Below are 11,121 nucleotides of genomic sequence, written 5' to 3'. Positions count from 1 at the left end.
CCCGGGGAGCTCCTGCAGCAGCTGGCCCGGCACCTGCCCCGCCCGGTGCTCACACCCCGCCGGGCCTGGCAGGCGGCTTCCCAAATTGTACCCTGGGCCGAAGCGGTGGGCAAAATTTGCACCGAATACGCCGCCCTGTACCCGCCGGGCATTCCCCTCATCATCCCGGGGGAGGAAATTACCCCGGCCGTGGTGGAAACCATGCTCTGGGCGCAGTGCTGCGGCATAAACATACACGGCCTCTCCGACCCCACCGCCCGCACCGTGCGGGTGGTAGTGAACAGTTAGTGCTGCAGATAACTGCCGCACTGCGCCGGCAGACAGTGTCCGGCGCGGCAGTGTCCGCGCTCGCTTCGGACAACTGCCGCGCCTCTCCGGGCTGACGTTCGTGTGCACATGCGGGTGCGCCCATCCCGGGCGAGCCCGTCCGGAGCACCGGTTGCAGCACCCGGCGAGGTTGCGGCAGCGGGCCGGGAGGCGCGGACAGGACGTCCGCGCCAGCCCCGGTTGAGACAGGACGTCGAATCCGGGGCGGCCCGGCCCGCCCGCGGCCGAGCCGCCGGTGCTGCCCGGTGCGCAGTTCGGGCGAGCCCGGGATGCGCACCCGTCGGCATTCGGCCTAAAAGGCGGGACCGGGATGCGCACCCGCCGGTACACGGCAGTAAGGCGAGGCCGGGATGCGTATCCGCAATAGACAAGTTAGCAACACCGCGAGGGAACAAAAATGAGCTTCTTCGTCTTCGAAGGCATCGACGGCGCCGGCAAAACCACCCAGTGCCGCCTGCTGGCCCGGGCCCTGGAACAAGACGGCCACCGCGTGCTGGCGGTGCGCGAACCGGGCGGCACCCCCCTGGGCGAACAGCTGCGCCGCCTGCTGCTGGAAAGCCCGGATCGCTCCATTACCCCGGCCGCCGAACTCTTCCTTTTTCTGGCCGCCCGGGCCCAGCTGGCCGGCGAACAAATCCTGCCCGCCCTGGCCGGGGGACAGGTAGTGCTGGCCGACCGCTTCACCGCCTCCACCCTGGCCTACCAGGGTTACGGGCGGCACCTGCCCCTGGACGTGCTGGAAAAAGCCGCCTATCTGGCCAGCGGCAGCCTGGCGCCCCGCCGCCAGTTTTTGCTGGACATCACGCCGGCCCGGGCCCTGGAGCGCCTGGGGCCGCAGCGGGACCGGCTGGAGCGGCAGGGGGAGAGCTTTCTGGCCGCCGTGCGCCAGGGCTACCTGGAGCTGGCCGCCCGCCGGCCGGAACAGTTCGTGGTGTTGGATGCCACCCTGCCGGTGGAAGAACTGCACCAGCGTATCTACAATGAAGTGAGCAAAGAACTGCGGGAGGTAGCTGAATAACGCCGTTGCAGTAAGCAATAGACATGGGGATAAAAAAGATGGCCCGCAAGCGCCAAGAGGATGAAAATAATGGCCCGTAAAACTAAAAAAGAAACCAGGAAATCCGTAAGCCAGCCCGGTGATACCGGCCTGGCTGCCGGGGGGCCGGGGAAAGCACGTGGCCCGGTTCCGCAGCTAAAAGCAGTATACGGCCACCGCACCGTGTTGCAGGCCCTGCGCGGTGCCCTGCAGCAGGAGCGCGTAGCCCATGCCTATCTGCTCACCGGCCCGCCCGGGGTGGGCAAAAAAACCCTGGCCCGGGCCCTGGCCGCCGCCCTGCTCTGCCGCCAGCCGCAGCAGGGCGACGCCTGCGGCTTTTGTGACCACTGCCGCCATGCCGCGGCAGGCCAGCATCCCGACTGGCTGACCGTAACCCCCCGGGGGGCCAGTATCAAAATTGAGCAGCTGCGCCAGCTGCAGCTCGAGGTGCAGGACGGCCCGCGCCTGGCCCGCCACCGGGTGGTGGTGCTGGAGCAGGCCGAGAAGATGACCCGGGAGGCGGCCAATTCGCTTTTAAAAACCCTGGAAGACCCGCCGCCGGACGTGGTGTTCATTCTGATCAGCGAGAACCCCCGCCTGGTGCTGCCCACCGTGCGTTCCCGCTGCCAGCATTTTGCCCTGGCCCCCCTGCCGCCCGCCGAGCTGGAGGAAGCGCTGGCCGCCATTACCGGCCGGCCCCGGGGCGAGCTGGCCGCCGTGGCCCTGCGCAGCGGCGGCAGTTTGGGGCGGGCCCGGGAGCTTTGGGAGCAGGGCGGGGCCGGGTGCTGGCCGGTGGCTTTAAACCTCTGGCAGATTGTGCAGCAGGGCGATATGGCCGCCGCCCTGGCCCTGCCGCCGCCTGGCGAGGACCGGGCTTACTGGGGGGAAGTGGCCGAAGCCCTGGGTCTGCTCTGGCGGGATGCCCTGGTCTGGCAGCAGACCGGACGGGAGGACCTGCTGCTCACCGCTCCAGAGCACCGCACCCATCTGGAGCGGGCCGGGCGGTGCTGGCCGCCCCTTTTGCTGGAACAGGCCCTGCAGCGCACCCGCCGCCTGGGTGCAGCCATCGCCGGCGGGGCCAACATCCGCCTGGCCCTGGAGGCCTATCTGGCCGAGCTGATCGATCTGGTAATATTATGTGGGAGTGATCCGGTTGGAACAACAGGTAGTGGGAGTGCGCTTTAAAAAAGCGGGCAAGATATATTATTTCGACCCGGGCGGGCTGGAGCTGGCCGCGGGGGACGGGGTGATTGTGGAGACCGCCCGGGGGGTGGAGTACGGCGAGGTGGTGGTGGGGCCGCGCCAGGTGCCCGAGGAGGAAATCGTGGCGCCGCTCAAGGCGGTGCTGCGCCGGGCCACGGCCGAAGACCGGCAGCAGCTGGAACTGAACCGGGAAAAAGAGGAGCAGGCCTACCAGATCGCGCTGGAGAAAATCGCCGCCCACGGCCTGCCCATGAAGCTGGTGGGTGTGGAGCAGACTTTTGACGGCAACAAGATCATTTTTTATTTCACCGCCGACGGGCGCATTGACTTTCGCGAACTGGTCAAGGATCTGGCAGCTGTCTTCCGCACCCGCATCGAGCTGCGCCAGATTGGCGTGCGGGACGAGGCCAAGATGCTGGGCGGGCTGGGCTGCTGTGGCCGTGAGCTGTGCTGCGCCACCTGGCTGGCTGACTTTGAGTCGGTGTCCATCCGCATGGCCAAGGATCAGAACCTTTCCCTCAACCCGGGCAAGATTTCGGGCATCTGCGGCCGGTTGATGTGCTGCCTGAAATATGAAAATGAGGTCTACGAGCAGGCCCGGGCCAATTTCCCCGAGGTGGGCAGCCGGGTGATCACGCCCCAGGGCGAGGGCCGGGTGACCGGGATCAATATTTTTCGCAATACGGTTTCAGTGGAACTGAAGGAAACCAGGGTGGTGCAGGAATATACCCGGGAGCAGATCGCTCCCAAGGGAGGGGTCAAGGAAGATGACACAGCCCCTGGGCCTGCTGCTGCGGCAGACCGAGATGCGGATGCAGGAGATCTTGCAGGACTTCTCCAGGATTAAGCGCTACGCCCAGCTTTTGGAGGAAGAAAACGGGCGGCTGAAAGAAGCCCTGGCCGCCCTGACCCGGGAAGGGACCGGCGGGGCGGCCGGGACGCGGGCCCCGGCCGGCGGCCAGCTGGGCACGCTGTACCGGCAGGGGTTTCATGTCTGCCATGCCGCCTTTGGTAGCCTGCGCGAGCAGGAATGCCTGTTTTGCCTGGCCCTGCTGCGGGGCAGCAGTCGTCAGTCGCCGGACTTCGGCGGTCAGGAAAAATAATTATTGCTGCTTTACGGCAGGGAAACCTGCACGGAAATAGCCATTTTAGCGTAAAGAGGTATGGTCATGGTGACTGGCAAACCCAAGGCGGATACAGCCGCACCGGTCAGCGGCACGCTCTACCTGTGCGCTACGCCCATTGGCAATCTGGGCGACATCACCCTGCGCGCCCTGGAAGTGCTGCGCGGGGTGGATCTGGTGGCCGCCGAGGACACCCGGCGCACCCGCCAGCTGCTGGCCCACTACGACATCCATGTGCCTTTGACCAGTTTCCACGAGCACAACTGGAAGAGCAAAGGGCCGCAGCTGGTGCGGCAACTGCAGGAGGGACGCAGCATCGCCCTGGTCACCGATGCCGGCATGCCCGGTATTTCCGACCCGGGCAGCGAACTGGTGGCTCTGGCGGTTGAGGCCGGGCTAAAGGTGGTGCCCGTGCCCGGGGCTACGGCGGCCATAGCTGCCCTGGTGGTGTCGGGCCTGCCGGCGGAGCGCTTCTGCTTCGAGGGCTTTTTGCCCGCCCGGGCGGCCGAGCGGCGGCGGGCGCTGGCCGATCTGGCCGGGGAGCGGCGCACCCTGGTCTTTTACGAAGCGGTGCACCGGGTGGACAAAACCCTGGCCGATATGCTGGCCGTGCTGGGCGACCGGCGCATCTGCGTGGCCCGGGAGCTGACCAAGCTGCACGAGGAGATCTGGCGGGGCACCCTGTCCGGGGCGGTGGAGTACTTCAGCGGCCGGCCGCTCAAGGGCGAGTTCACCCTGGTGGTGGAAGGGGCGCCGGAGGAGGGGCGGCGTGCGCTGGATCACCGGGTACATGCTGGTCTTGACTCGGGACGGCAGGGGGCCGGCACGCTGCCGGATGCGCCACTGCTACCGGCCTGGGGACTGGCGGAAGACCCGGCGCCATCTGGTACGGCACAGGTGCCGGCAGCGCCATCGGCAAGTGGGGGACCGGTTCTGGCCCCGGTGGAAGGGGAGGCTCTGGCTCCTCCCGACCCGGTCCGCACCCTGCTGCGGGAGCTTATTGCCGGAGGGCTTTCCCGGCGCGATGCGGCAGCCGAAGCCGCCCGCCGGCTGGGTCTGTCCCGCCGCCAGCTCTACCGGCTGGCGGCCAGGTTGAGCGGGGAAGAATAGATGACGGAATGAAAACTGAGGGACCGCTTTTTGTTGCGATCCTTTTTCTTTGGGGAATTTTTAATTATAATCGCTTTTGGTCGAATACTGGAGGATTCTTTTTGTTTACTTTCGAAACCAACTAATTAAGCATAAAATTACATGATTGCCTGGGGAGGTTTGGCAATGCTGCAGCGCCAATTGCTAGTGGTTTTTTTAACCAGTGTGCTTTTGCTGCTTATGCTGGGGACTGCTGCCGGGCAGGAACTGGATACGGGTTCCGGTGCGCAGGATGGTTGGGTACAAGGCCAGGTTATTGTTAGATTTAAAAATGGTATGGCGCCAGACACAAGGGCCTTGACGGCAAAGCGCCTATCCGGCTTGAAAGAAGAGAAGGCGCTGTTCGGGGGAGCAGTGCTGATGAATACGGGGCTGGACGTGCTGCAGGCTGTGTCGGTTCTGCAGCGGGATCCGGCTGTGGAGTGGGTGCAACCCAACTATATTTACCGGCTTTGTGATACAAGCGGGGGGCAAGTGGATCCGCTCCTGGAAAGGCAATGGGCTCTGCTGGACGATGATTTCGGTGTTGGCGCCACACAGGCCTGGGCAACCACCAGGGGGAAAGACAATGTCATTGTGGCGATCCTGGATACAGGGGTGGATTACACTCATGAAGATCTGCGGGACAGCTTGTGGACAGGCATAGGATATGATGTTATCGGTGCCGATGCCGACGCACCGCTGCCAGATGACGATCCCATGGATGTAAATGGTCACGGCACACATGTGGCGGGGATTATTGCGGCAGCGCTGAATAATGGCAGGGGGGGTGCCGGACTGGCCCCGGGTGTGCGCATTATGGCCGTGAAAGTAATGGACGACAGGGGTGTGGGAACCACTGAATCCATCGTGAGCGGTATTGAATACGCTGTTCAGCACGGGGCGAGGATTATCAACTTGAGCCTGGTAACTAATGAGTTTGACCTCACGCTGTACCAGACGATAAAAGCGCATCCCGGTGTTTTATTTGTGGTGGCTGCTGGTAACGGGGGCGAAGATGGTCTGGGTGACAATAATGACCAAACCCCCAGCTTTCCGGCCGGTTTTTGCGTGAATAACACTTATGGAGGAAAGCTTTATCCAGCACTGGCCAATGTGGTCAGTGTGGCTGCTTTGAATGGGCAGGGCCAACTGGCGGAGTTTTCCAATTTCGGGCCCAGTTCGGTGCTCATGGCAGCACCGGGGCAGGATATCTGGAGTACTGTGCCGGAATACAGTGGTGCCGGCCTGGCCCTGGCTGTGGATGGTTCTTATAAAGCGATGTACTGGGGTTTGGGGGCCGAGGATTTGAATGACCCATCCTCTGGGACAAGTGTGGACGGTGCGGTGTATAAGAGTGTGATTGGGGCGGTTTACGGTTTTTGGCAGCTCACTCCGCAGCAAACGCAGCAGAAGCCCATTCTGGTGGTGGATGATGACCAGGGTCCGGGGGGCGAAGAGCTGGGTTTTTCAGCCGAAATTCCCTACTTAAACGCCCTCTCTACAGCGGGGTATGTTTATGAGCTTTACTCGGTGCCGCAGGGTCAGGATGGGCCCGGTGTGAACAGTGAGGTGTACAGCGCGGTGCTCTGGCTGACCGGGCATTCTCTGGGTAGTGCGGAAAGGGAAGGGCAAGGTTTACCTCCCGTACCCAACCTTACAGATAACGATCTGGCAAGCCTGCAGTATTATCTGGATTCAGGAGGCAGGCTGTTGCTCTGTGGTCGTGATGCGGGTTTGTTAATTGAGCACAGTAACTTTTACCTGAATTATTTAAAAGCTGATTTTGTGCGGGAGTGTGGGCCAGGTGAGGCGGTAAGCGCTGTGTCGGGTGTGGGATGGCCATACACAGGGGAATCCTGGAGTGTGCTGGATGGCACGTATTTTACCGATGTGCTGCGGCCGCGCCAGGGTGCCCGCGTGGTGCTAAATGCCTTGTCCTGGCCCTGGTGGCAGGAGGATAGCCCCTATGCCAGCTGGGATGGCACTTCCATGGCCACACCTTTGGTGAGTGCGGCGGCCGGGTTGCTTTTCTCTGTTCTGGATGCGCAACCGGACCGGGCTATTGCTATGCTGGCGGATACAGTGCGGCCTTTGGGTTCTCTGGCCGGCAAGGTGAGAAGCGGCGGCACGCTGAATGCGGCGGCACTGTTAGAAGCCGCTAAAGCTGAAAACCTGTTACTCACGCCGCAGCCGGCAGATCAAGCGGTGGATGTTTCCACTACTACGGCAGTTACTATCCGCAGCAATAAGCTAATCAGTAAATTGGATGATAGGCAGATAACAGTATATCGCAACAGTGTACCGGTAAATGGCTGGACGGTAAGCCTGGATGATACGGGCAGGATTGTTGCCTTCAACAACCTTGCACTGACAAAAGGTGGCCGTTATGAAATTAAGCTGGCCCAGGGGGCGGTAATAGATTTTGCCGGCCAGGCCAATGGGGTTTGCAGTTTTTCTTTCCGCACAGAGGATGCTATTGTTTCCGGTGGCGGCAGCAGTAGCGGTGGGGGTGCAGCAACTATCTCCCAGGAAGTTATCGCATCAAATGCCGTGCAAGTGCAGAGCAATGGTGCCGCGCAGCAGGAGTCTCTGCTGGATGGGAAATTGGTAATGTTTATTCCGGAGGGAGCAATGCCCCGGGGCACCGTTGTAACAGTGCAGCAGGTGGCTGGAACAATTGCCACACCGGCCGGTTGTAAGGCCGTGAGTCCGGTTTTTGAGCTGGAAAGTAGCCAGCCGCTGGCCAAACCGGTGCGGGTTTCCTTTAAAATTATGTCCAGGGAATTGCCGGGAGAGGATTGGCGTGCCTGCCTGGTTTACAGGTTGAGTGAGAATGGCGTTTGGTTGCCCGTAGGTGGGCGCTATGACCGGCAGAACAGTGCTGTGGTGGTGGAGCTCAAATCTTTTTCCCGGTATGCGGTGTTTGTAAAAGAATTAAACTTTAACGATACGGTGGGACAATGGGCGGAAAAAGCGGTGCGCTTGCTGGCCGCCCGCGGCGTAGTGGAAGGGGTGGCCCCCGGTTTGTTTGCGCCCGAGCGGCCGGTGACACGGGCGGAAATGGTTGTTTTGCTTGAAAGGCTTATGGGTCTGTCTCCGGTGGCTGCCGGAGAGGTACAGTTCAAAGATGTCCGACCGGAGGACTGGTTCTCCGGTGCGGTGGGGGCGGCTGTAAAAGCCGGTTATTGTACGGGTTATCCGGACGGCAGTTTCCGGCCCGATGCCGGCATTACGAGACAGGAACTGGCAGTGTTGCTGCAAAGGCTGGCCGGTTTTCCGCAGGCCCCATCCGGGCTGCCCTTTGCCGATAGCAATAGTGTTCCCAACTGGGCCCGCGGTGCGGTGGGGGCGGTTTACATGGGAGGTTTGATGCATGGCCTGCCCGGGAACAAATTTGCCCCGGCCGAGTTGGTGACGCGTGCTCAGGCCGCGGTAGCCCTGCTGCGCCTGGCCGAGGCTCTGGGCCTGTTTGAGGAAACTGTTACTCTTTCTGGCACTCTGCAGTGGGTTGAGCTGGAAAAGCCCCACTGGGAACTGGTGGTGGATGAGGCAAAGTATGTGTTGATACCCGAGGCGGCAAACAGGGTATTGCAGTCTTTCTTGCAGCAAAATGCAGGCCGTAAAGTGGTGGTTACAGGTTACTGGCAAAATGATCCAAATATTTACATGCGGGGTCCCCTGTTGCGGCTGTTGAGGGTCTTTCCTGCAAACTAAAATAAAAAACATGAAAAAGGGAGGTGGTAGACCTCCCTTTTTATGACCCCGTAATACCGCACGATTCCGGCGGGAAACAGGTGCAATGCAATATATGTAATACATTTGTAATGCAAAAAAAGTTCTTTATGCCCTCCAGGCAGTCTCAACATTACATGGCCTGGGTGTTCTGGAACATGGCCAGGGCGCACTCCCGGCAAACCAGCTTGCCCCGGTAGTGGATCACGTCCGAGGCGTTGCCGCAGAAAACACAGGCGGGTTCATATTTTTTCAGGATAATTTTTTCGTTATCCACATAGATTTCCAGCGCGTCCTTTTCGTCGATGCCCAGAGTGCGCCGCAGTTCAATGGGGATAACCACCCGGCCCAGCTCGTCTACCTTCCGCACAATACCGGTCGATTTCATCTCAACCCCTCCTCCATTTCGACATTTATCTACACAATCAATTAAATGTATACAAGTAAATGGTACCAAAGGTACCAGTAAAAGTCAACAGGTTGTCCGAAAATTTTTGGATATAATTGTATGGACAAGGTATTAATTGGCGAGAAGGCCGGGCCGGTGGTGAAAGCTGAAGGGCCAAAGGCCCCCGGCTTGACAAGCTTTGCCGGCAAAGTTTACAATATTTCTGGCAAAAAAGGCTAAAATCAAGAGCAAAAGGAAGTATGATGGCATTGGCAAAAAACAAATTTTACATCACCACGCCCATTTATTACCCCAGCGATCGGCTGCACATCGGGCATGCCTATTCCACCGTGGCTGCCGACAGCCTGGCCCGGTTTTACCGCCTGAAAGGTTACGATGTGTGGTTTTTGACCGGCTCGGACGAGCACGGACAGAAGATTGAACGTACCGCCCGGGCTCATGAAAAGACGCCCCTGGAATATGTGGACGCCATTGTGGCCACCTTCCAGCAGCTGTGGGAAAAGCTGGACATCAGCTACAACGACTTCATCCGCACCACCCAGGAGCGGCACAAGCAGGTGGTGCAGCGCATTTTTCAGTGCCTTTACGACAACGGAGACATTTACAAGGCCAGCTACCAGGGCTGGTACTGTACGCCCTGCGAGACCTTCTGGACCGAAAGCCGCCTGGAGGACGGCAAGTGTCCGGACTGCGGCCGGCCGGTGGAGCTCCTGGAGGAGGAGAGCTACTTCTTCCGCCTGTCCAAATACGCCGACCGCCTGCTGCAGTACATCGAGGAGCACCCCGACTTCATCCAGCCGGCCTCCCGGCGCAATGAGATGACCAGCTTCATCAAAAGCGGGCTGGAGGATCTGTGCGTTTCCCGCACCACCTTTAACTGGGGCATCCCGGTGCCCTTTGATGCAAAGCATGTGATCTACGTCTGGGTGGACGCCCTGACCAACTACGTCTCGGCCCTGGGCTACGGCAGCCCGGACGACAGCCTGTACCAGAAATTCTGGCCGGCCGACGTGCACCTGGTGGGCAAGGACATCGTCCGTTTCCATGCCGTGATCTGGCCGATCATCCTCATGGCCGCCGGCCTGCCCCTGCCCCGCCAGATTGTGGGACACGGCTGGGTGCTGCTGGACAGCGGCAAAATGAGCAAATCCAAGGGCAATGTGGTGGATCCCCTGCAGCTGGTGGAGAAGTACGGCAGCGACGCCATCCGCTACTACCTGCTGCGCGAGATCCCCTTCGGCGCCGACGGCCTGTACTCGGAAGAAGCACTGATAAATCGCATCAACCAGGACCTGGCCAACGACCTGGGCAACCTGATCAGCCGCACCATGGGCATGCTGGACAAGTACTTCGCCGGCGAAGTGCTGGCTCCGGGGGCCCTGGAAGGACCGGACGAAGAGCTGATCGCCCTGGCCAAGGACACCCCCCTGCAGGTGGATGCCCTGATGGAGCGGCGGGAACTGACCGCGGCGGTGAGCACATTGTGGAAACTGGTCTCCCGGGCCAACAAGTATGTGGATGAAACCGCCCCCTGGGCCCTGGCCAAAGACCCGGCCCGCCGGGAGCGGCTGGGCACCGTGCTGTACAACCTGGCTGAAGCCTTACGTTTTATCACCATCCTGTGCGGGCCATTCCTGCCCGGCCTGCCGGCCAAAGTGTGGGACCTGATGGGCCTGGCCGACCGGCCCGACCTGCACACCTGGCCGTCGCTCACCTGGGGCCAGCTGCCGCCCGGCATCCGGGTAAGACGCGGCCCGGCCATCTTCCCGCGCATAGACGCCGCGGCGGCACTGGGTGTAGAAAACAGGTAACATTAAAGTATGATAGTCAGGCTGCGACTGTTTATCCTGAGCGAGCGACTGGCGGAGCATCGGTAACGGCACAGGTGCGGCAAGGTTTGCCGCACCCGCGGCGCGAAGTGGCGAGGCTAAAGTGGTGCCACAGCTGATAGCGTTACTGAGGTGCTCAAAACCAGACATAGAAAGGCCATGGGGATCATGCCGCATACGAGCGCCGCGCCGGTGCGGCCCGCCGCCGCGCCGTAGTGCCGTCGATGCGGAGCCCGGAGCGAGCGGGGATAACAGTCGCACAAGGATATTTTGTATATATATCAAAACCCAAAATATAAATCAAGCACTGGAGACCATGCTCATGTCCAC

General features: G+C 61.0%; 9 protein-coding genes. 8 read left to right on the top strand and 1 reads right to left on the bottom strand.

The window, feature by feature from the left end; all coding sequences use genetic code 11:
- The 7 genes from ACUVTU_RS12555 to ACUVTU_RS12525 form a co-directional block, all read left to right on the top strand.
- On the top strand, window positions 1-288 hold a 288-nt coding region (locus ACUVTU_RS12555), incomplete at its 5' end, for an Orn/Lys/Arg family decarboxylase (RefSeq protein ID WP_445890301.1).
- Between the two features lie 436 nt (window positions 289-724).
- Complete coding sequence (tmk, locus tag ACUVTU_RS12550) at window positions 725-1,345, top strand: dTMP kinase (RefSeq protein ID WP_445890300.1); 621 nt, start codon at window positions 725-727, stop codon at window positions 1,343-1,345.
- Window positions 1,346-1,414: 69 nt separating this feature from the next.
- On the top strand, window positions 1,415-2,548 hold the full coding sequence (holB, locus tag ACUVTU_RS12545; protein WP_445890299.1) for a DNA polymerase III subunit delta': 1,134 nt from the start codon (window positions 1,415-1,417) through the stop codon (window positions 2,546-2,548).
- Window positions 2,517-3,413: a PSP1 domain-containing protein gene (locus tag ACUVTU_RS12540; RefSeq protein ID WP_445890298.1), complete on the top strand. Its 897-nt coding sequence runs from the start codon at window positions 2,517-2,519 to the stop codon at window positions 3,411-3,413. The genes holB and ACUVTU_RS12540 overlap by 32 nt, the downstream gene beginning before the upstream one ends.
- Complete coding sequence (locus tag ACUVTU_RS12535; protein WP_445890297.1) at window positions 3,334-3,669, top strand: initiation control protein YabA; 336 nt, start codon at window positions 3,334-3,336, stop codon at window positions 3,667-3,669. Before ACUVTU_RS12540 ends, ACUVTU_RS12535 begins: the two co-directional genes overlap by 80 nt.
- A gap of 66 nt (window positions 3,670-3,735) precedes the next feature.
- Window positions 3,736-4,800, top strand: coding sequence for a 16S rRNA (cytidine(1402)-2'-O)-methyltransferase (gene rsmI, locus ACUVTU_RS12530; protein WP_445890296.1), 1,065 nt, complete (start codon window positions 3,736-3,738; stop codon window positions 4,798-4,800).
- Between the two features lie 165 nt (window positions 4,801-4,965).
- Complete coding sequence (locus ACUVTU_RS12525) at window positions 4,966-8,535, top strand: S8 family serine peptidase (RefSeq protein ID WP_445890295.1); 3,570 nt, start codon at window positions 4,966-4,968, stop codon at window positions 8,533-8,535.
- Between the two features lie 151 nt (window positions 8,536-8,686).
- On the opposite strand, the gene ACUVTU_RS12520 is transcribed toward ACUVTU_RS12525, so the two are convergent.
- Window positions 8,687-8,941, bottom strand: a complete 255-nt coding sequence (locus ACUVTU_RS12520; protein WP_445890294.1) for an AbrB/MazE/SpoVT family DNA-binding domain-containing protein — start codon at window positions 8,939-8,941, stop codon at window positions 8,687-8,689.
- A gap of 263 nt (window positions 8,942-9,204) precedes the next feature.
- Between ACUVTU_RS12520 and metG the strand changes: the two genes are divergently transcribed.
- Window positions 9,205-10,773, top strand: a complete 1,569-nt coding sequence (gene metG, locus ACUVTU_RS12515; RefSeq protein WP_445890302.1) for a methionine--tRNA ligase — start codon at window positions 9,205-9,207, stop codon at window positions 10,771-10,773.
- Window positions 10,774-11,121 lie beyond the last annotated feature (348 nt).

The organism is Desulfurispora sp., from assembly GCF_052744395.1.
Note: the sequence above shows the minus strand (reverse complement) of the source record. Positions and strands in the feature narration are given on the sequence as shown.